Raw genomic sequence first — 19,343 nt, forward strand, 5'->3', positions numbered from 1 at the left:
ACCTTTCGCTCCACGGGGCGGAGGGCGCGCGACCACGACGATGTGGGCCCGCGCGCGCCGCCGATCTGCCGAAGGAGGCGGACATGTCGACATCGAGCGGCTCAGCTGCCGGAGTGCCCTCTGGGATGACGAGGGCGAGCGCCGTCGCACGTGAGCATCATTGGTTCCCCGAGCCGACGCAGAAGGCGCCGATGAGATACATCGTCGGCCTCATCATCGCCCAGTTCGTCTTCTTCGTCGCGCTGCTCGGCCCCGCGATCATCGGCGTGGGCATCAAGGTGATCTCGATCATCCCGGCCGAGGGCACGGAGCGCGAGACCGCCACCGCGATCATCGCGGGCCTGGGAGCCGCAGGCGCCCTGGTCGGGAATGTCGTCTTCGGGCGCCTCTCCGACCGCACGACGGCGCGCTGGGGGCGGCGTCGCCCGTGGATCGTGAGCGGGACCGTGGTGATGACGATCGGCTTCCTCGTGATGGCGCTGGGGCCCGACGTCCCCGTCGTCGCCATCGGATGGCTCATCGCGCAGCTGGGAGCGAACGCGACGCTCGCTCCGTTCATCGCGACGATCTCCGACCAGGTGCCCAAGTTCCAGCGGGCGAGCGTCTCGGCGCTCCTCGGCATCGCGCAGAACGTGGGCATCCTCGGCGGCACGTACGTGGCCGAGCTCTTCCAGGATCAGATGCTCATCATGTTCGTGGGCCCGTCCATCCTCGCGATCGTCGCGATGGCCGTGTTCGCCTTCGTGCTCCCCGATCAGGTGCTGCCCACACGCCCGCCGCGGATGAACCTGCGCGAATGGGCCCAGACCTTCTGGGTGAGCCCGCGCCGCCACCCGGACTACGCGCTCGCCTGGTGGTCGCGCTTCCTCATCACGCTCGCGACGTTCATGTTCACGACATTCCGGATCTTCTACGTGAACCGGCAGCTCGGAGTCCCCGAGGAGCAGGCCGCGAGCGTCATCACGACGAGCGTGCTCATCTACACCGTCGCGCTGGTCCTCACGGGATGGGTCGCCGGGAAGATCTCCGACAGGACCGGCCTCCGGAAGATCTTCGTGGGCGGATCGACCGCGCTCTTCGCGGTCGGCACCATCCTGCTCGCCCACGCGCAGGATGTGCAGATGTTCTACATCGTCGAGGCCATCCTCGGCGTCGCGTACGGCGTCTACATCGGCGTCGACCTCGCTCTCGTCGTCGACGTGCTGCCCAACCCCGACGACGCGGGCAAGGATCTCGGCGTCTTCAACATGGCCAACGCGATGCCGCAGACGATCGCCCCCATCCTCGGCGGGGTGCTCGTCGGCATCGGGGCCGCCGAGACGCCGAACTATCCGCTCCTGCTCTGGTCGGCCGGCATCCTCGCGCTCGTCGGCGCCCTCGTCATCATCCCGATCAAGAAGGTCCGCTGACCGGGCCATCCGACGCCTCCCCGATACGATGATCGGGGAGGTGGCGGATGACCGTCAGCGTGAAGGATGTCGCCGCGGCAGCCGGCGTCTCGGCCGGCACGGTGTCCAACGCCCTCAACCATCCCGAGCGGGTCGCCCCGGAGACCGTCGAGCGCGTGCGCCGCGCCATCCGCGATCTCGGATACGTGCGGAACGACGCCGCGCGGCAGCTGCGCGCGGGCCGCAGTCGCAGCGTCGGGCTCATCGTGCTCGACATGCGCAACCCCTTCTACGCCGATGTCGCCCGCGGTGCCGACGCGCGTGCGGAGCAGGACGGCCTGTCGGTGCTCGTGTCCGACAGCGCGCGGGACGGCGAGCGCGAGCGCCGGCTCGTCGCCCTGTTCGCCGAGCAGCGCGCGAGCGGGGTCATCGCGACGCCGCTGACCGGCGACCTCGAGCACTTCGAGCGCCTCGCGGAGCGCGGCGTGCCGGTCGTTCTCGTCGATCACGAGGGCGACTCGGATGGTCTGTCGACCGTCTCCGTGGACGACCGGAAGGGCGGGCGGCTCGCGACAGAGCACCTGCTGGCGCGCGGATGCACGCGGATCGCGTTCGTCGGCGGCCCGAGCGGGCTCCGTCAGGTGCGCGACCGCTTCGAGGGGGCGCGCGCCGCGGCATCCGCTGCGGGTGCCGCGCTCGAGCGCGTCGAGATCGACGACCTCACGGTGCGGCACGGCCGCGCAGCGGGGGAGGCGCTGCTGCGCCGCCCGACCGGCAGGCGACCGGACGGGATCTTCGCCGCGAACGACCTCGTCGCGGTCGGCCTGCTGCAGGCGCTCACGATGACGGGCGGCGTGCGGGTGCCCGACGACATCGCGCTCGTCGGCTACGACGACATCGACTTCGCCGCGTCGACGGTCGTTCCGCTCACGTCGGTGCGCCAGCCCGCCGAGCTGCTCGGCGCGACGGCGATCGAGCTGCTCGCGCAGGAGCCCGGGGAGCACGTGCGCTTCGAGCCGCAGGTCGTCGTCCGCGCGACGGCGTAGTCCGGGCGGTCACGCCGCGAGGATCAGCCACAGCGACGCGACCGCGAGCCCGAGGTGCGGGTGCGTGGGTTATCCGGGGGCGTTTCCGGCGCGTGGTGAGACATGGGAGGTCGGGGCGGCTTCCGTGTCTCACGCGCGGCGGTTATCCGGGGGCGTTTTCGGCCTGTGGTGAGACATGGGTGGCCGGGGTGGGTGTCTGTGTCTCGCCTGACGTGGTTATGCGGGGGCGTTTCCGGCGCGTGGTGAGACATGCAACCCGCCGCCGGGCTCACGAACTTCGCGTGAGGCTGCTGCTGAAGCCGAGTTGATGGTCCTGGGGCGGGTGACGTCGCTGTTGTCGATGACCATCGAGGCGTGCTCCCACGGGCGCGCCGCCCGGAAGTACAGCCGCTGACCGCCGACGTATCTCTGCAGCGCGGGGGCGCGATGGTCGGGCGGTGTCCCATCGCGCTCGGCCATCCGGAGCGCCGTCTCCTCGAACGGGACGTCGAGGAAGATCGAGAAATCCCACCAGTGACGAAGTTCTTGACGATGAAGGAACAGCCCTTCCACGAGCACGATCGCATCCCGCGGCGCTCTGCTCAGCGGTGGATCAACTCTCGCGTCGCGAACGAGGTCATGTGCCGCATGCTGGTACAAAGCGGCGCCTGTGCGAAGCGGTGCGAGCACGCGGTGGGTGAGGGCATCGTAGTCGTAGCTGTCGAGCCAGAAGCCCACCGGCGAGTCCCGACCCCGGCGGTATCGGACAGCACGCGGATGATGGAAGTCGTCGACGTGCACGACGATCACGGGTCGTCCGTCGACTCGGGCGGCCAGACGATCGGCGAACACGGACTTGCCGCTGCCGTCGACGCCGTCGATGCCGACGAGCGCGCGCTCTCCCGTCCTCACGGCGCGGAGCCGGTCGGAGAGGCCGTCCAGGAGCGAGGGAAAAGGATGGCCCGGAGTCGCGTCGTCTGCCCCACGACGCCGCCAGGTCACTGGCGCGGAGGCGTGCTGTCGCGGACGAGCACCTCGAGCGACACTGGCGCGGGCGGCGTCCAGTCGTCCTCGACGGCGGCGCGGAGCGCCTGGGCGCCGAGCTCCTCCAGGGGAAGGTGCACGGTCGTGAGACCGGGGGTCACGTCGCGTCCCGTGGCGATGTCGTCGAAACCCGCGACGGCGATATCCGAGCCGGGCGCGCGCCCGGCATCGCGGATGGCCGAGATCGCACCGATCGCGACGACGTCGCTGATCCCGAAGAGCAGCGTCCCGGGCTTGAGGCCCTCCTCGAGGAGGCGCGCGGTCGCCTCGTAGCCGGCATCGCGCGAGATCTGGCCGCGGACGATCCGCGGCGTCGCGCCGCCGCCATCCGCGAAGCCGGCGGTGAAGCCGGCGAGACGGTCGTCCGAGGTGCGCAGGCCCTCAGGGCCGGCGAGCACGACGGCGTCGCGATATCCGAGGGCGGTGAGCTTCCCGGCGAGCGCGCGGGCGCCGGCCTCGTTCTCGTACGCGACGACGCGCGTTCCGGGAAGGGCGGCGCCGAGCGTGACGATGCGTCCGCCGGTCGACTGGACGGAGGCGATCTCGGCGGTGAGCGCGTCGGCGTCGCTCGCCGTGTCGCGTGACGCCGCGAGTACGATGCCGCGGGGCCGCTGGCCGCGCAGCGCCCGCACGAGGGCGACCTCGCGCTGTGGGTCGCGCTCGGTCATCGCGATCGTGACGATGAGGCCGGCCTCGTCGGCCGCCTGCGCGACGCCCGAGGCGATCTGGCCGAAGTAGGGGTCCGCGATGTCGGCGACGAGCAGGGCCACCGTCGCCGACGTCCCGCGGGCGATCGCCTGCGCGGAGAGGTTCGCGGTGTAGCCGAGGCGGTCCGCTGCGGCCTGCACGCGCTCGCGATAGGCCTCGGCCACCTTGCGGGTGGAGCCGTTGAGCACGCGCGACGCCGTGGCGAGGGAGACGCCGGCCTCGCGCGCGACGTCATGGAGCGTGGGCGCTCCGCCGGTGCGCACCGTGGTGTCGGTCATCCGCTGAGCCTATCGCCGGAGGGGGCGGGAGGGTGCGCGCGGCGCACCCCCCCGCGGGTCACACGAGGTGAGGGGCGACCGCGGACTCGAAGCCCGCGATCGTGCGGCGCACGGCCTCGGCCGGCGCGGTGTCCCAGATGGACTGGTTGAGCAGCTCGACCTCGATGTCGCCGTCGTACCCGGTCGCCTCGACGGCGCGGGTCATCGGGCCGAAGTCGATCATGCCGTCGCCCGGGTAGTGGCGCGACAGGAGGTTGTCGGCCTCGAGCGGCGTCTTCCAGTCGCACACCTGGTAGGTCGCGATGCGGCCCTCGCGACCCGCGCGCTCGATGTGCGCGAGCACATCCGGGTCCCACCAGATGTGGAACGTGTCCACCGTGACGCCGACGACGGACGGGTCGAAGTCCGCGGCGATGTCGAGCGCCTGGGGGAGCGTCGAGAGCACCGAGCGGTCCGACGCGTACATCGGATGCAGCGGCTCGAGGGCGAGCGTCACGCCCGCGGCACGCGCATCGGGCGCGAGCTCGGCGACCGCGTCGCGGACCCGCTCGCGGGCGCCGACGAGGTCGCGCGACCCCTCCGGCAGCCCGCCGACGACGAGGACGAGCACGGCGCGCGAGCCCTCGGCGCCTGCGGCGGCGAGTGTCGCGGTCTCCTCGATCGCGCGGCGGTTGTCGTCGATCGCCGCGCGGCGTGCGGGGCCCTCCTCGACGGTGAACCATCCGCCGCGGCAGTGCGTGGAGTAGCGCAGGCCGGAGTCGGCGATGATGCGCGCCGACTCCGCGAGACCCGCCTCCTGCACCTGCTCGCGCCACAGGCCGATCGCGCCGATGCCGGCATCCTGCACGACCCGGACGGCCTCGGCGACCGTCGTGTACTTGATCGTCGCCTGGTTGATCGACAGGCGCGGGTGCGGCACGCTCATGCTCCGACTCCGTTCAGACGCAGGTAGTCGCTCCACCGGGCGGCCGCGAGCGAGGGGTCCTCGAGGGCGTTCGCGGCGTTCGCGAGCTCGACGATGCGGGAGAGATGGGGGATGCTGCGGGCCGAGTGGAGGCCTCCGACCATCTGGAACGCGGACTGGTGGCCGTTCAGCCACGACAGGAACGCGACGCCCGTCTTGTAGAAGTACGTCGGCGCGGCGAAGACCTGGCGGCTGAGCTCCTCGGTGGGGCCGAGGATGCGCAGGTACTCGTCGGGGTCGCCCGCGTCGAGCGCCTGGATGGCCGCGGAGGCGACCGGGGTGATCGCCGCGAATGCGCCGAGCAGGGCATCGGAGTGGGTCCGCGTCGCTCCCGGGGTCGCCGCCGGCTGGGTCGCCGCGGGGACGTCCGCGCCGCCGATGAGCCCGACGTAGTTGAAGTCGTCGCCCGTGTACATGCGCACGCCCTCGGGCAGGCGCTCGCGCACGGCCACCTCGGACTCGGCGTTCAGGAGGCTCATCTTGACGCCCGACACCTTGCCGGGGTTCTCCTCGATGATGCGCACGAGCGTGTTCGACGCGGTCTCCCAGTCGTCGGCGCCGAAGTAGCCGGCCAGCTCGGGGTCGAACGCCGTTCCGAGCCAGTGCAGGACGACCGGGGTCGTCGCGGCCTGCAGGACGGCGCCGTAGACGCGCAGGTAGTCGGTCGCGCTCGTCGCGACGCGCGCGAGGTGGCGCGACGCCATGAGCACGGGGCCGGCGCCCTGCTCCTCCGTGAAGTGCAGCTGCTCCTTGTAGGCGTCGATCACGGCGTCGAGCGAGATCGTGTGCTCCTCGACGTGATCCGTGTTGACGCCGACGACGACCGAGCCGCCCTCCTCGCGCGCCACCTCGGCGCTGCGGCTGATCAGCTCGCGCACGGCCGTCGCGTCGAGACCCATGTTGCGCTGGGCGGTGTCCATGGCGTCGGCTACCCCGAGACCCCACGAGTACACGGCGCGGCGGAAGCCGAGCGTCGCGTCCCAGTCGATCTGGGCGGGCTGACCGGGGGTGTTGTCGCCCCAGACGACCGGCACGACGTGCGCGGCCGCGTAGGCGACGCGGCTGCGCAGCGCCTTCTGCGGCTTCGTGTAGACGCCCGCGTCGTTGAGCGCGACGCGGCTCAGGCCGCCGTCGGCGGCGACGAGGGTGAAGTGCTCCGTCATCCGACTCACTCCAGGGTCAGCTCGGGCAGGACGACCTTGGCGCCCGTGCGGCTCGACTCGAGACCGGCCTCGGCCAGCTGCACGCCGCGCGCGCCCGCGAGCAGGTCGAACGCGTAGTCGGTGCCGAGCGCGTACGACGTGAGGTACTCCTCCCACTGCTGGCGGAAGCCGTTGAGGAAGACGTCGTTCGTCGGGACCTTCTGCCAGTCGGCGTCGTAGTCGTGCGTGTCCTCGAGGTCGGGGTTCCACACCGGCTTCGGCGTGGCGTTGCGGGGCTGGATCTTCGCGCCGAAGAGGCCGACGACCGCCGAGCCGTGCGTGCCGTCGACGTGGAACTCGACGAGCTCGTCGCGGTTGACGCGCGTGGTCCAGCTGGAGTTGATCTGCGCGATCACGCCGCCGTCGAGCTCGAAGATGCCGTACGCGGCGTCCTCGGCGGTCGCGTCGTAGTGCTCGCCCTTCTCGTCCCAGCGGTCGGCGATGTGGATCGACGCGTGCGAGTAGACGCTCTTCACCTCGCCGAAGAGGTTCTCGAGCACGTAGTTCCAGTGCGGGAACATGTCGACGATGATGCCGCCGCCGTCCTCGGCGCGGTAGTTCCAGCTGGGGCGCTGGGCCGGCTGCCAGTCGCCCTCGAAGACCCAGTAGCCGAACTCGCCGCGGACCGAGAGGATGCGGCCGAAGAAGCCCGAGTCGATGAGCCGCTTGAGCTTCTGGAGGCCGGGGAGGTAGAGCTTGTCGTGCACGACGCCCGTCTTGACGCCGGCCTCCTTCGCGAGGCGGGCGAGCTCGACGGCCTCCTCGACCGACTCCGCGGTGGGCTTCTCGGTGTAGATGGCCTTGCCGGCCGCGATCGCCTTGCGCAGAGCCGTCGCGCGGGCCTTCGTCACGAGGAAGTCGGCGTAGATCTCCCAGGTCGGGTCGGCGAGCGCCGCGTCGAGGTCGGTCGTGTAGTCCTCGATGCCGTGCTGGGCGGCGATCTCGGCGAGCTTCGCCTCGCTGCGGCCGACGAGGAGCGGGCGGACCGTCACCTTCGAGCCGTCGGGCAGCTCGACGCCGCCCGCGTCGCGGATCGCGAGGATCGACCGCACGAGGTGCTGACGGTAGCCCATGCGCCCGGAGACGCCGTTCATGATGATGCCGATCTCGCGGACGGCGGGGGTGGCGGTGGTCACGATGTGCTTCCTTGCTCTCATCGAGGGCTGCCCCTCGTTGGGTAAACGCTTTCCAAGAGTGTGGCACACTGGATATCCTGAGTGCAACCCCTCCGGATGGCGTTTTCTCACCCGGTGGGAATCAGGGAGCGGCGGTCGTGAGCACGCGCGCGGGAGCGAGGAGGAACGCCGACTCCTGCGGACCGAGAGCCACGGATGAGATCGCCGCGCCCGAGCGGATGTCGGTGCCAGCGACATCCACGACGACGTCGGTCTCGCCGTGGTTGATGAGCGTGACGAGGTCGCCGCGGCGCGCGACCTCGACGCCGGCGGGCGGGGCGTCTCCGAGGACCGGCTCGACCGCCGCCTCCTCGATGACGAGCCCCAGGATGAGGTCGAGTCCGGCGTCGTCGGGCATGGTCGCGAGATACCAGGCCGATCCCTCGCCGTGTGCGCGGCGGGTCAGCGCAGGACGCCCGCGCGAGGGACCCGTCGTGAACGAGGCGACGACCGCGGAGTCGTCGGCGAAGAGCGCCTCCGCGAAGAACGTCCCGACCGCCTCGCGACCGTCTCCGAGCGCGAAGCGCGCCTCGCGGACATCCTCGGCGACCCAGGTCTCCGCCCCCGAGCCGTGCGAGCCCTCCTCACCGGCGCGCTCGGCGATGTGATCGAGTGCGGGCGGCACGAGCGGGCGGAAGTCCTCTAGCGCGACGCCGAGCACGGGGCCGAGCTGCGTGAGGAACCCGCCCTCGCGGAAGCGGTCGTTGGCGTCGACGATGTCGCTGAACGGCCCGGTCAGGAGCACCCCGCCCGCGGCCGCGAAGCCCTCGAGCGCCGCGGCGCCCTCGTCGCGCAGGAGATAGAGGAACGGCGCGATCGCGAGACGATACCGCCCGTCGACGTGCTCGGGCTTCACGATGTCGACCATGATGCCGCGGCGGTGGAGCGCGCCGTACCACTCGCGCAGCAGCGCGAGGTAGTCGATGCGGTTCGGGTGGTCGGCCGCCTCGACCGCCCACCAGTTCTCCCAGTCGAAGACGAGGGCGACCGGGGCGTCGTCGCCCGGAGCGGGCAGCTCGGGGAGGGCCGCGAGGGTCGCCCCGAGCGCGGTGACCTCCCGCCAGGTGCGCGTGCGCGTGCCCGCGTGCGGGAGCATCGCCGAGTGGAACTTCTCGGAGCCCGCCCGCGACTGCCGCCACTGGAAGAAGAAGATGCCGTCGGCCCCGCGGCCGACCGACTGCGCGGTCTCGGCGGCGAGCTGCCCGTCGCGCTTGGACGGGTTCGCCGGGCGCCAGTTCACCGCGTCGGCCGCCTGCTCCATGAGCAGCCACGGACGCCCGCGCTTGAGCGAGCGGACGAGGTCGCGCTGGAAGGCCGTGTTGCGCACGCGATGCGGATCGAGCGGGTCCGGGTAGCAGTCGTCGGTGATGACGTCGATGTGCGGCGCCCACGTCGTGTAGTCGGCGGGCTTGAACGGGCCCATCATGTTCGTCGAGATCGGCTGCGTCGCGCCGGCGGCCCGGATGATGTCCCGCTCGGCGAGGTAGCACTCCAGCCACATGTCCGACATGAAGCGGTGGTAGTCGAGCACCTGGGACGGGTTCCGGCTGTACGGGGCCCTGCGCGGCGGGAACACCTCCTCCCACGCGCCGTATCGCTGGGCCCAGAAGTCGGTGCCCCACGCGGCGTTGAGGGCGGCGATCGTCTCGTAGCGCGCGCGCAGCCAGCCGCGGAATGCGTCGCGCGCGGCGTCCGAGTACTCCACCGGGAGGTGGCAGCCCGATTCGTTGCCCACGTGCCACATGACGACGGCGGGGTGCTGCGCGTAGCGCTCGGCGAGGCGGCGGACGAGCTCGGCGGCGAGCCGCCGGTAGGTCGGCGAGGCGGGGGAGTGGTGCTGCCGCGAGCCGTGCCAGTACGGCGCGCCGTTCTCGTCTGCGGCGAGGATGTCGGGGTGCGCGACCGTGGCCCACGGCGGCGGCGAGGCGGTCGCGGTCGCGAGGTTCACCCCGATCCCGCCCGCGTGCAGCTTGCCGATCACGGTGTCGAGCCACGCGAAGTCCCACACGTCGGGCGCGGGCTGGATGCGCGACCACGCGAAGATCCCGAGGCTCACGGTGGTCACCCCGGCCTCCTTCATGCGCAGCACGTCGTCGTCCCAGACGTGCTCCGGCCACTGGTCGGGGTTGTAGTCGGCGCCGTAGAGCATGGTCCTCGAATCCGGGGTACGTCGGCGTCAGCGCCGACGGCGGGGGCGCTCGGGGACGGCGACGGCCGCGAGGGCCGCGCACCCGAGTGCGGGGATGAGCAGGGGAGGGAGCATCCAGGTCGCGAGGCCCACGAATGCGGCCGCGACGACGAGGTACAGGAATCCGGGGATGTCCCGGCCGATCGCGGACGGCAGCGAGGGGATGGCGCGGAGCCATCCGCTCTCGGGCGACCACGCCCCCGACGCGGTGAGCAGGATCCCCGCGACGGCGGCCGCGAGCAGCCAGCCGAATCCGGCGATCAGCTCGCCGCCGGGCAGCCGCCCCGACGAGGCGAGCAGGATGTCGATCGCGAGCACGCCCGCGATCAGCGCGCACGCGAGGCCGACGACGACCCCGCCGGGCAGCGCCGCGCGGACGTCGCCCCAGAACGCGCGCATCGAGGATCCCTCGGCGCGCGCGTACCGACGCAGGTGGCGGATGCCCGCCGCCAGCGCGGCGGGCAGGGTGACGACGAGGAGCCCGCAGACGGTCACGAGCACGCCCGTGAGGAGCACCTCGCCGAACAGGGCGAGCGCGCCTGCCGCGCCCGGGTTGCGCCCGGGCTCGTCGTGCGTCGGGCCCGAACCCGATGCCGCCGCGCGGCGGGCGGCGCGCTCGCCTCTGCTCATGGTCAGCCCTTCAGGCCCTGGGTCGCGACGCCGTCGATGAGGAAGCGCTGGAACACGATGAAGAAGAGCATCACGGGCACGAGCGCGACGAGGCTGGCCGTGACGGTCGCGCCGTAGTCCGACGCGGACGTCTGGTCGTTGTAGAGGCGCAGGGCGATCGGGAGCGGATAGTTCTCGGGGCTGTTGAGGTAGAGCAGCGGCCCCATGAAGTCGTTCCACGTCCAGATGAAGGTGAAGATCGCGCAGGTGACGAGGGCGGGCTTGATGAGCGGCAGGATGACCGACCAGAAGATGCGCCCGTGTCCTGCGCCGTCGATGCGCGCCGCCTCGTCCATGTCGCGCGGGATCTGCCGGATGAACTGCACGATGAGGAACACGAAGAACGCCTCGGTCGCGAGGAACTTCGGCAGGATGAGCGGCACGAAGGTGTCGACGAGCTCGAGCTTCTGGAACCAGATGTACTGCGGGATGATCACGACGTGGAACGGCAGCAGGAGCGTGCCGATCATCGCCGAGAAGAGGATCCCGAGGCCCTTGAACTTCACGCGCGCGAACGCGTAGGCCGCGAGGGCGGAGGACAGGACCGTGCCGATCACCGCCGACACCGCGAGGATGAGCGAGTTCGCGAAGAACCGCCACAGCGGGATGCCGGCGATGCCCTCGCCGACCTTGACGTAGTTGTCGAGCGTGGGCGCCCACGGGATGAGGCCGGGGTTCTGGCCGAACTCGCTGTTGGGCTTGAAGGTCGACGCGACCAGCCAGATGAGCGGGTAGATGACGATGAGGGTGATCGCCAGCAGCACGACGAACCAGATGATCGTCTGCCAGCCGCGGCGCGTGACGCGCTTGCGGGGCGCGGGGCGCCCGGTGGTGACCAGGTGCGTGGAGACGGTGGAGGTCATCGGTCTTCTCCGGCGTAGTGGACCCAGGACTTCTGGGTGCGGAACAGGATCACGGCGATGACGGCGACGACGAGCATGACGATCCACGCGATGGCCGAGGCGTACCCGAACTGGCCGTCGGTGAAGCCGCGCTTGTAGAGGTAGATCGTGATGTAGTTCGTCATCCCGGCGGGGCCGCCGGTGCCGTTGGAGATGATGTACGCCGATGCGAACACCTGGAACGCTCCGATGAGCTCGAGCAGCAGGTTGAAGAAGATGACGGGCGAGAGCATCGGGACGGTGACGGCCCTGAAGCGGCGCAGCGCCCCCGCGCCGTCCATCTCGGCGGCCTCGTAGAGCTCCTTCGGAACCTGCTTGAGGCCCGCGAGGAAGATCACCATGGTGCCGCCGAACTGCCACACGGCGAGGAGGATCATCATCGGCACGACGAGGTCGACGTTGCCGACCCATCCGCCCAGGTCGATCCCGAAGATCGAGAGGGTCGAGTCGACGGGGCCGTCGGTGTTGAACATCGCGCGCCACACGATCGCGACCGAGACGGAGGCGCCGATGAGCGAGGGGGCGTAGAACGACGAGCGGAAGAACGCCGCGCCGCGGTCGCGGTAGTTCAGCAACAGGGCGATGCCGAGCGCCGCGGCGAGCTTGATCGGCGTGCCGACCAGCACGTACACGAGCGTGATCGTCGCGGACTGCACGAACTGCGGGTCGTCCGTGAACATGCGCACGTAGTTCTCGAGGCCGATCCACTTCGGGTCGGTGAAGAGGTTGTACGACGTGAACGACAGGTACAGCGAGTAGACCATCGGGCCCAGGGTGAGCCCGAGGAAGCCCACGAGCCAGGGCGCCAGGAAGGCGTAGCCGGCCAGCGTCTCGCGCAGGCTCTTCTTCTTGAGGCCCGGCCGCAGCGGCGGAGCCCCCGCACGCGATCGCCGCCCGCCGCTGTCGGCGGTGACGACCGTTCTCGTCAGGGTGGTGGTCATGATCTCCCGATCGGGTGGGGCGGCCCGGACGCGTGCGTCCGGGCCGCCACGGGGTTACTGGTTGAGGGCGACGTCCATCTCGGAGAAGAACTGGTCCACGGCCTCGTCGACCGTGACGGTGCCGAAGTTCAGCTCCGTGCCGAGCTGGCGGAACTTCTCCTCGAGGCTGCCGTAGCCGACGATCGGCACGGGCGGGGCGTCGCCGAGGCGGTCGGCGATCGACGCCTCGTAGTCGGCGACCTTCTGGCTGAACTCGTCGAGCTCGGCAGCCTCGAGGGCCGTCTGCGAGGCGGGCAGGCCGCGGTTCGTGCCGAAGATCTCACCCGACTCCGGGCTGTTCACGAGGAAGTCCACGAGTGTGGCGGCCGCCTCGGGGTGGTCCGTGTTCGCCGAGATCGCGTGCAGCATCGACGGCTTGAGGTAGAGGTCCTTCGCGCCCTCCTCGGTCACCGGCGGGGCGACGAGGTCGAGCGTCGAGTACCCCTCGCCGAGGTTGGCGAGGTAGCCCGCGCCGAAGTTGTCCCAGACGAGCTCGCTCGTCGTGAGCGCGGAGTCGAAGCCGCCGAGCGGGGTCAGCTCCTCGACGCGCTGCTGCTCGATGGTCGTGCCGTCCTCGCGGATCTCCGAGCCCTGCTCCCAGAACGCGCGCAGGTCGTCCTCGGTGAAGTTCGCCTCGCCGTCCTCCGTGAAGAGGTCCTCGCCCTGTGCGCGCATCTGCAGCTCGAAGTTCTGGATGCGGCCGGTCCAGTCGCCGCCGCCCCACGCCTCGATGCCCTTGGCCTCCGCGGCGTCGGTGACCTCGGCCATCCACGCGTTGTAGTCCTCCCAGGTGCCGCCGGCGAAGCCCTCGACGCCGATCTCCTCGAGGAGGGTCGGGTTGAGGAACATCGCCCACGCGTTCGTCGAGGTCGTGATGCCGTAGTTGCCGTCGCCGACCTGGCCGATCGCGAGGATCTCCTCCGAGAGCGCGGAGTCGTCGATGATGTCGCCGACGTACGGCGTGAGGTCGAGCAGCAGGCCGTTCTCGGAGTACTGGCGCAGGTACGAGTAGTCGAACTGCATGACGTCGGGCAGGCCGCCGCCGGCCGCCTCGGTCTGCCGCTTCTCCCAGAAGGCGGGATAGTCGAGGAACGAGCTCTGGATGGTGATGTTGGGGTATTCCTCGTTGAAGGCGGCGAATGCCTCCTCGTAGAGCGCCGCGCGGACGTCGTTGCCCCAGAACGCGAAGGTCAGGGTGACCTCCTCGTTGGGGTCGACGGTCTCGACGGCCTCGGGGGAGCCGCCGGAGCAGCCGGCGAGTGTCAGGCCGCCGATCGCGACGAGGGCCGCCGTCGCGGCCAGCCTCTTGGTGGGGAACATCTTTGTCCTCTCAGAACGACATCGTCCATGCCCGGAGCGGGCGGGCGCCATGGGGTGGAAAGCGCTTGCCCGAGACTCTAGCGCGCGTAAAAACGTTTCACAAGAGGGAGGCCCCTTCCCGCCCCGTGTCGTGGCCGTACCGTGACAAAGGGCGGGAAGGGGCGGGCGGATCAGCCGAGGATGACCTTCGCCTCGGAGAAGAACTGCGACACGGCGTCGTCCACCGAGACGGTGCCGAGGCCGAGCTCCTTGCCGAGATCCCAGAACTTCTGCTCGAGCGAGCCGTAGCCCACGACGGGCGCGGGCGGAGCATCGCCGATGCGCTCCTCGACCGACGCGAGGAAGTCGGCCACCTGCTTGTCGGGGCCCTCGAGGGTCGCACCCTCGAGCTTCGTCTCCGACGCGGGGAAGCCGAGCGACGTGCCGAAGATCTCGCCGGCCTCGGGGCTGTTCACGACGAAGTCGAGGAAGATCGCGGCGGCCTCGGGGTGCTCGCTCTTCGCCGACACGGCCATCTGCAGGCCGGCCTGCCGATAGAGGTCCTGTGCGCCCTCCTCGGCGGTGGGCGGCGCGACCATCGAGATGCTCGATGCGCCGGAGTCCGCGAGGTAGGCGGCGACGAAGTTGCTCCAGCTCGCCTCGCTCGCCGTGACGTTCGCCCCGAAGCCCGAGACCGGGCTCAGCTCCTCGAGCTTCTGCTGGGGCACGACGACGCCGTCGCGGTCGGCGGCGCCGCTCTCCCAGAAGGCGAGGAGGTCGTCCTCGTCGAACCCGAGCTCGCCGTCCTCGGTGAAGAGGTTGCCGCCCTGCGCGCGCAGCACGTTCTCGAAGTTCTGGATGCGCTGCGTGTAGTCCGTGCCGCCGTACACCGCGCCGCCGGTCGCCTCGGTGACCCCGGCCATCCACGCCGAGTAGTCCTCGAAGCTCGTGCCGCCCGGGTAGGGCTCGATCCCGTGCTCGGCGAGGATGTCGTCGTTGAGGAAGACGGCCCACGTGCTGTAGCCGAGCGGGAGCGAGTACTGCGCGCCGTCGAGCTGGCCGGTCGCGAGCAGGCCCTCGTCGATCGCCGAGGTGTCCACGTACTCCGCGTACTCGCTGAGGTCGGCGAGCATGCCGTTCTGCGCGTACTGACGCAGGTACGTGTCGGAGAACTGCCAGACGTCGGGGAGGCCGCCGCCGGCGGCCTCGGTCTGGCGCTTCTCCCAGTACGACGGGAAGTCGGTGAACGACCCGTTGACGGTGATGTTCGGGTGCTCCTCGTTGAATGCCTCGATGAGCTTCTCGTACCGCTGCGCGCGGTCGTCGTTGCCCCACCACGTGAAGGTCAGCTCGACCTTCTCGTCCGGGTCGTACTCGGTCGAGCCGGAGCCCGAGCTCGCGCATCCCGCCAGGGTGAGGGATCCGATCGCCGCCGTGACCGCGGCCACGCGGATGAGCCGTCGCTTCATCGCTGCTCTCCTGTCTGCTTCTTCGCTGTGTGAAGGGCGCGCTTCCCACGTTGGAAAGCGCTTCCCTTCGGGCACGCTAGTGCAGTCAGAAACGTTTTACAAGCCGGATGTCACGGCGCGAGCTCACGGGCGAGCGCCGCGACCTCGTCGGGCTCCCAGACGCGGTCGAGGAACGCGAGACGGTGCGCGAGCGCGAGCTCCGCACCCGGCGCGAGCACCACGGTCTCGGCGAAGGTCGGCGACGGCGCGAGCACGGGGAACGGCTCCGCGCGCACGAACCAGCGGATGGCCGGCGAGCCGCTCGAGCGCCCGGCGAACGCGAGCACGGTCCCGCCCCCGTCGATCTCGTCGTGCAGGCCCGAGAACGCCAGCCACGGCGCCTCCGATCCCATCAGCTCATCGGCCTCGGCGCCCGCACGGGCGGCGGCGACGCCGCTGACGTCGGGTGCGACGACCGTGCCGCCCGTGAAGGAGCGCGTCAGGCGCAGGAACAGGCCGGAGTAGCCCGCGTTCTCGCGGCCGTTCGTCGTCGGGCTCCCGAGCACGAGCTCGCGCTGGCTCGTGTTCCGCAGCGTCGACGCGATGTCGAGCGCCCAGAGCCCGCGCGAGGGGTCGAGGGTGTGGAATCGGTGCTCGCGCGCCTCGCTCAGCCACGCGTCGCGCGAAGCCGTGATCCACGTGAGGTCCTCGCGGATGACCGCGGCCGGGCCATCCGAGAGCGCCCGGAAGCGGTCGTGGCGGATGCGCCCCACGTTGTCGAGCGGGATGTAGCCGCGCCCGTGCACGTAGGTGTTGCCGCCCCAGAAGTTCTGGCCCGAGACGTCGGTGAGGGTCATCTGCAGGCCCTTGTGCCAGCGGTGGTCCCAGGGGCGGAAGCCCGTGAGCGGCGCCCCCGAGAGGGCCCGGATCGGATGGAGGTAGGGCTTCGGGCCCTCGAATGCCGGGGCGTCCTCGGCGAAGACGTATCGTGCGACCTCCCTCCCGCCCGCGCGGACGACGACCGAGGCCTCCTCCTCGTGCAGGGCGAAGCCGGTCATGCGCGCGCCGATCGGATGGTGCCGGCATGGATCCGCGCGGTCGCCCCGACGGGATCGCCGCCGGGCATCGACGCGTAGAACGGGTCGGCGGGGGAGAGCTCGTCGCGCGCGACCGCCTGACCGGTCAGGGCGGACTTGTACATGCCCGCCGCGAGCTCCATCACGCGCCGACCGTCCGCGCCGCTCACGCGGGGCCGCTCGCCGCGCTCCATGCTGTCGACGAACTGCTTGAACTGCGGCACGTGGGTCGAGCTCGGCACATCGTCCGTCGGCGCCCAGGCCGCCGCCGTCTCGGGGGCGACGTGCGGCGCGGGCGTCCACGTCCAGTGCGCGTTGCCGTAGCCGTAGAGGTGCTCGACCTCGACGGTCGCGTGCTCGAAGTCGATGCGCACCTGGCTCGTCTCGCGCGGCGACAGGAGGCTGTTCGTGATCGAGCAGAGGGCGCCCGACGCGAAGCGCACGACGGCGAACGAGACGTCCTCGGTCTCGGTCTCGCGCGCGAGCGTCGACATGACGGCCGTGACGTCGGTCCATTCGCCCAGGAGCGACAGGAGCATGTCCATCTGGTGGATCCCGTGGCCCATGGTCGGGCCGCCGCCCTCGGTCGCCCACTTCGCGCGCCACGGCACGGCGAAGTACGACGGATCGCGGTACCAGAGCGTGTCGCACTTCGCGACGAGCGGCCGGCCGAGCGATCCCTCGGCGATGAGCGTGCGGAGTCGCTCGGCCGCTGAGCCGAACCGGTGCTGGAAGATGTAGGCGGCGTAGGGGCCGTTCTCGCCCTCGTGCGCCATGATCTCGTCGTAGTCGGCGAGCGAGAGGGTCGGCGGCTTCTCCGACAGGACCCACGCGCCGGCGTCGAGAGCGGCGATCGCGGCCTCCTTGTGGGCGATCGGCGGCGTCGCGAGCGTGACGAGGTCGGGGCGCTCGCGCTCGAGCAGCTCGGCGACGTCGGTGTACCAGCTCGCGACGCCGAACTCGGCCGCGGCCGACGCCGCGGACTCGGCGCTCAGATCGGCGACCGCGACGACCTCGACGCGATCGCCGAGCGCGCGCAGGCTCGGCAGGTGCTGCACACGGGAGATCGCTCCCGTTCCGATGACGGCGACGCGGATGGCCATGGTGCTGCTCCTTCGCATAGGGCGCCCGGTGGGAAAGCGCTTGCCGACAGGGTATCGCGATTCGGCCGCGCGAGCGAGCCGAGGCGCCGCTCGCGGGTCAGAGCGCCTGGGTCAGGTGGAGCCGAGCGTAGCGGCCGTTGCGCGCGAGGAGCTCATCGTGCGCGCCCTGCTCGACGATCCTGCCCTGCTCGAGGACGACGATGCGGTCGGCGCTGCGGACCGTCGACAGCCGGTGCGCGACGACGAGCGTCGTCCGCCCCGACATGAGGCGATCGAGCGCCTCCTTGACGAGTCGCTCCGACTCGGGGTCGAGGGCGCTCGTGGCCTCGTCGAGCAGGAGGATGCGCGGGTCGCGCACGAGCGCGCGGGCAATCGCGATCCGCTGACGCTGCCCGCCCGACAGGCGCGCGCCGCGCTCGCCGACGATCGTGTGCCATCCGTCGGGCAGCGCGTCGACGAAGTCGAGCGCGTTCGCGTCGCGCAGGGCCGCGCGGATGCGCTCGTCGTCGGCGTGCTCCAGCCCGTACGCGACGTTGTCCCGGATGGTGCCCTCGAACAGCACGGACTCCTGCGGCACGACCGACACGTGACGGCGGACGGTCCGCAGGTCGAGCTCGCGCGTGTCGGCCCCGTCGAGCAGGATGCGACCGCCCGTGGGGCGCACGAAGCCGAGCACGAGGTTGAGCATGGTCGACTTGCCCGAGCCGGACGACCCCACGAAGGCGACGGTCTCGCCGGGGCGGATGTCGAGCGAGACGTCGCGGATCGCATCGACGTCGGCGTCCGGATAGCGGTGCGTCACGTTCTCGAGCGCGATCGCGCCGACGACGGCGTCGACACGTCGCCGGCCCTCGTTGACCTCGATGTCGGGCTCCTCGAGCACCTCGGCGATCGAGCGCACCGACTCCATCCCACGTGCGGCGACGGGGAGGAGGAGCAGGAGCTGCGTCATCCCCTGCGTGAGGAGCGCGAAGTACGACGACAGCATGACGACCTCGCCCGGCGTGATCGGGACGATGCCCGTCAGCGCGAACACCGCGGCGAGGACGAGGCACGAGGCGCCGAGCAGCTGCATCGCCACCCACGACATCGACGCGATGCGCCCGTTGAGCAGGTCGAGCACGAAGCCCGCGCGCCGCACCTCGTCGGCGCCTGCGGCCACGCGCGTGACGGCCGTCTGCTCGAGCCCGTGCGCGCGGGTGATCGGGATGAGCGAGGCCATCTCGCCGACGCGCGCCGAGAAGCCCTCGACCTCGCGCCGGAAGCGCTCGTTGCTCGCGCGCGAGCGGCGGGAGGTGCCCCAGCGGATGAGCACGGCGAGCGGAACGGCGAGGAGGTAGATCGGCAGGAACTGCGGCACGACGAACGCGGTCATCGTCACGGCGCCGAGGAGGACCATCGCGGCCGACAGCAGCGGGTGCATGACCTGCTGCAGCATGACCTCGATGTTCTCGACGTCGCGGACGACCTTGGTCTGCACGACCGACGCGCTCTGGCGCGTGTGGAAGCCGATCGACAGGTTCTGCAGCCGCTGCGCGAGCGCGTTGCGCAGCTCGGCCCCGGTGTCGCGCACGACCGTCATGAACATCCGCTTGTACACGATGTGGTTCGGGTAGTTCTGCAGCAGCAGGAGCGCCGCGACCGCGAACCAGCCGAGCACGTGGATGACCTCGCCGTCGGACGCGACGATGTCGACGATGGCGGCCGTGACGACCGGGAGCGCCCACAGGGGGATCTCCTTGAGCGCGAACGCGCCGACGGCCACGGCCATCCGCCCCTTCCGCCGCAGCAGCAGGCTGACGACCGAGCGGGCGGGGTGCGATCCGTCGATGCGGACGGGCCGGGGAAGCGTTTTCTCGGTCACGTCAGCCATGCTACGGCCGTCGTGGGCCAT

The 19,343-nt window shown here is 71.0% G+C and carries 16 protein-coding genes; 2 read left to right on the top strand and 14 right to left on the bottom strand.

Annotated elements, in window-relative coordinates:
• The first annotated feature begins 83 nt into the window (after positions 1-83).
• Complete coding sequence (locus GC092_RS05395; RefSeq protein WP_324014338.1) at positions 84-1,409, top strand: MFS transporter; 1,326 nt, start codon at positions 84-86, stop codon at positions 1,407-1,409.
• Positions 1,410-1,456: 47 nt separating this feature from the next.
• Positions 1,457-2,434, top strand: a complete 978-nt coding sequence (locus GC092_RS05400; protein ID WP_324014339.1) for a LacI family DNA-binding transcriptional regulator — start codon at positions 1,457-1,459, stop codon at positions 2,432-2,434.
• Between the two features lie 216 nt (positions 2,435-2,650).
• On the opposite strand, the gene GC092_RS05405 is transcribed toward GC092_RS05400, so the two are convergent.
• The 14 genes from GC092_RS05405 to GC092_RS05470 all read right to left on the bottom strand — a co-directional run bounded on the left by GC092_RS05405 (position 2,651) and on the right by GC092_RS05470 (position 19,313).
• Entirely contained in the window at positions 2,651-3,325 is a 675-nt protein-coding gene (locus tag GC092_RS05405; RefSeq protein WP_324014340.1) for a nucleoside/nucleotide kinase family protein, read from the bottom strand.
• A gap of 86 nt (positions 3,326-3,411) precedes the next feature.
• Complete coding sequence (locus GC092_RS05410; RefSeq protein ID WP_324014341.1) at positions 3,412-4,443, bottom strand: LacI family DNA-binding transcriptional regulator; 1,032 nt, start codon at positions 4,441-4,443, stop codon at positions 3,412-3,414.
• Positions 4,444-4,501: 58 nt separating this feature from the next.
• Positions 4,502-5,368 carry a sugar phosphate isomerase/epimerase family protein gene (locus GC092_RS05415; protein WP_324014342.1) on the bottom strand — a complete coding sequence of 289 codons (867 nt, stop codon included), beginning with the start codon at positions 5,366-5,368 and terminating at the stop codon, positions 4,502-4,504.
• A complete protein-coding gene (locus GC092_RS05420; protein ID WP_271172737.1) occupies positions 5,365-6,570 on the bottom strand; it encodes a dihydrodipicolinate synthase family protein in 1,206 nt (401 codons plus the stop codon). Before GC092_RS05420 ends, GC092_RS05415 begins: the two co-directional genes overlap by 4 nt.
• Before the next feature lie 5 nt (positions 6,571-6,575).
• Entirely contained in the window at positions 6,576-7,703 is a 1,128-nt protein-coding gene (locus GC092_RS05425; protein ID WP_271172862.1) for a Gfo/Idh/MocA family protein, read from the bottom strand.
• Positions 7,704-7,866: 163 nt separating this feature from the next.
• Positions 7,867-9,933 carry a beta-galactosidase gene (locus GC092_RS05430; protein WP_324014343.1) on the bottom strand — a complete coding sequence of 689 codons (2,067 nt, stop codon included), beginning with the start codon at positions 9,931-9,933 and terminating at the stop codon, positions 7,867-7,869.
• 27 nt (positions 9,934-9,960) lie between these two features.
• Positions 9,961-10,602, bottom strand: coding sequence for a DUF624 domain-containing protein (locus GC092_RS05435; protein WP_324014344.1), 642 nt, complete (start codon positions 10,600-10,602; stop codon positions 9,961-9,963).
• Positions 10,603-10,604: 2 nt separating this feature from the next.
• Positions 10,605-11,504 (bottom strand): carbohydrate ABC transporter permease, encoded by a 900-nt coding sequence (locus tag GC092_RS05440; RefSeq protein ID WP_324014345.1) that lies wholly within the window; start codon positions 11,502-11,504, stop codon positions 10,605-10,607.
• Positions 11,501-12,484 carry a carbohydrate ABC transporter permease gene (locus GC092_RS05445; protein WP_271172733.1) on the bottom strand — a complete coding sequence of 328 codons (984 nt, stop codon included), beginning with the start codon at positions 12,482-12,484 and terminating at the stop codon, positions 11,501-11,503. The genes GC092_RS05440 and GC092_RS05445 overlap by 4 nt, the downstream gene beginning before the upstream one ends.
• A gap of 54 nt (positions 12,485-12,538) precedes the next feature.
• Entirely contained in the window at positions 12,539-13,843 is a 1,305-nt protein-coding gene (locus GC092_RS05450; protein WP_324014346.1) for an ABC transporter substrate-binding protein, read from the bottom strand.
• A gap of 170 nt (positions 13,844-14,013) precedes the next feature.
• Positions 14,014-15,291 (bottom strand): ABC transporter substrate-binding protein, encoded by a 1,278-nt coding sequence (locus GC092_RS05455; protein WP_324014347.1) that lies wholly within the window; start codon positions 15,289-15,291, stop codon positions 14,014-14,016.
• 110 nt (positions 15,292-15,401) lie between these two features.
• Positions 15,402-16,328 (bottom strand): DUF6807 domain-containing protein, encoded by a 927-nt coding sequence (locus GC092_RS05460; RefSeq protein ID WP_324014348.1) that lies wholly within the window; start codon positions 16,326-16,328, stop codon positions 15,402-15,404.
• Positions 16,325-17,449, bottom strand: a complete 1,125-nt coding sequence (locus GC092_RS05465; protein ID WP_324014349.1) for a Gfo/Idh/MocA family protein — start codon at positions 17,447-17,449, stop codon at positions 16,325-16,327. Before GC092_RS05465 ends, GC092_RS05460 begins: the two co-directional genes overlap by 4 nt.
• Positions 17,450-17,546: 97 nt before the next feature.
• The gene (locus tag GC092_RS05470; RefSeq protein WP_324014350.1) at positions 17,547-19,313 is read right to left on the bottom strand and encodes an ABC transporter ATP-binding protein; all 1,767 of its coding nucleotides are present in this window, start codon (positions 19,311-19,313) and stop codon (positions 17,547-17,549) included.
• Positions 19,314-19,343 lie beyond the last annotated feature (30 nt).

Source organism: Microbacterium sp. JZ37 (assembly GCF_035188445.1).
GTDB lineage: Bacteria > Actinomycetota > Actinomycetes > Actinomycetales > Microbacteriaceae > Microbacterium > Microbacterium barkeri.

Excerpts from the sequence above, each read along its gene's own strand:
- GC092_RS05400 (WP_324014339.1), top strand. The coding sequence starts at position 1,457 with ATGACCGTCAGCGTGAAGGATGTCGCCGCGGCAGCCGGCGTCTCGGCC.
- GC092_RS05465 (WP_324014349.1), bottom strand. The coding sequence starts at position 17,449 with ATGGCCATCCGCGTCGCCGTCATCGGAACGGGAGCGATCTCCCGTGTG.
- GC092_RS05410 (WP_324014341.1), bottom strand. The coding sequence starts at position 4,443 with ATGACCGACACCACGGTGCGCACCGGCGGAGCGCCCACGCTCCATGAC.
- GC092_RS05420 (WP_271172737.1), bottom strand. The coding sequence starts at position 6,570 with ATGACGGAGCACTTCACCCTCGTCGCCGCCGACGGCGGCCTGAGCCGC.
- GC092_RS05450 (WP_324014346.1), bottom strand. The coding sequence starts at position 13,843 with ATGTTCCCCACCAAGAGGCTGGCCGCGACGGCGGCCCTCGTCGCGATC.
- GC092_RS05415 (WP_324014342.1), bottom strand. The coding sequence starts at position 5,368 with ATGAGCGTGCCGCACCCGCGCCTGTCGATCAACCAGGCGACGATCAAG.
- GC092_RS05395 (WP_324014338.1), top strand. The coding sequence starts at position 84 with ATGTCGACATCGAGCGGCTCAGCTGCCGGAGTGCCCTCTGGGATGACG.
- GC092_RS05455 (WP_324014347.1), bottom strand. The coding sequence starts at position 15,291 with ATGAAGCGACGGCTCATCCGCGTGGCCGCGGTCACGGCGGCGATCGGA.
- GC092_RS05425 (WP_271172862.1), bottom strand. The coding sequence starts at position 7,703 with ATGAACGGCGTCTCCGGGCGCATGGGCTACCGTCAGCACCTCGTGCGG.
- GC092_RS05460 (WP_324014348.1), bottom strand. The coding sequence starts at position 16,328 with ATGACCGGCTTCGCCCTGCACGAGGAGGAGGCCTCGGTCGTCGTCCGC.
- GC092_RS05435 (WP_324014344.1), bottom strand. The coding sequence starts at position 10,602 with ATGAGCAGAGGCGAGCGCGCCGCCCGCCGCGCGGCGGCATCGGGTTCG.
- GC092_RS05440 (WP_324014345.1), bottom strand. The coding sequence starts at position 11,504 with ATGACCTCCACCGTCTCCACGCACCTGGTCACCACCGGGCGCCCCGCG.
- GC092_RS05430 (WP_324014343.1), bottom strand. The coding sequence starts at position 9,933 with ATGCTCTACGGCGCCGACTACAACCCCGACCAGTGGCCGGAGCACGTC.
- GC092_RS05445 (WP_271172733.1), bottom strand. The coding sequence starts at position 12,484 with ATGACCACCACCCTGACGAGAACGGTCGTCACCGCCGACAGCGGCGGG.